The organism is Glaciecola sp. 1036 (genome assembly GCF_050306235.1).
Lineage (GTDB): Bacteria > Pseudomonadota > Gammaproteobacteria > Enterobacterales > Alteromonadaceae > Glaciecola.
Genome location: NZ_JBLWFH010000039.1, coordinates 1 through 657, shown reverse-complemented (window position 1 = coordinate 657; position 657 = coordinate 1). Strand labels below are relative to the sequence as shown.

Annotated in this window: 1 protein-coding gene; it reads right to left on the bottom strand. The window is 45.4% G+C overall.

Annotated elements, in window-relative coordinates; genetic code table 11:
- Positions 1–73 precede the first annotated feature (73 nt).
- The gene (locus ACNKW3_RS19815; protein ID WP_227548990.1) at positions 74–562 is read right to left on the bottom strand and encodes a GNAT family N-acetyltransferase; all 489 of its coding nucleotides are present in this window, start codon (positions 560–562) and stop codon (positions 74–76) included.
- Positions 563–657: the final 95 nt, after the last annotated feature.

Sequence of the window (657 nt, the reverse complement as noted above, 5' to 3'; positions counted from 1 at the left end):
AGTGAAACGCCCTGTGCGGAGCCGCATGCAGGGTGTTGTGGGGGCTGAGGGTTAGAGACCCTTGGCTACCCGATTATGCCTGAACATTGAGCGACATTAGCTTGGCATTTGTGCCGTAGCTTGAACAAATAGATGCATTATGAACCTCTCGGAAGCCAAACTTGGACCAATAACCCCCTGATCCTTGAACGGCGACAAGAAGTACACGATTGAATTGCCTCAATTTAGCTACTTCTATGAGCTTACTTGACAGTTGCTTCCCAATACCTGACTCCCTTGCATTATTACTTACCGCCAAATCGTGAAGATATAAGGTATCACCAGCAGACTTACGAGGAAGCTCTTCAAATAATTTAGGTGGCTCATCGGAATTCCAAGGGTGAGCGAGCAAGTACCCTAAAATCTCATTGCTGCTGGATTGAAACACAAAGCAGGTTTCTGGCGATGCTTTCCATTTGCTTTTAAGTACATCGACTTCCTCTGGTGGAACTCCTGTATATGCTTCCTCTTGCACCTTAAGGATTCCTTGCCATGACTTTTCTGATATTTCGACTATAGACATTACTTTATTCCAAGGATGGCATAGACACAATGACTCCCTGTGAAATGCTAGCCTCCGCATTTTCGTGGGTTAGCTGAAAGCCAGTGCCATAATTA

What these genes read in the sequence shown, in the direction of transcription:
- ACNKW3_RS19815 (WP_227548990.1), bottom strand. Translation starts at nt 562, where the DNA reads ATGTCTATAGTCGAAATATCAGAAAAGTCATGGCAAGGAATCCTTAAG.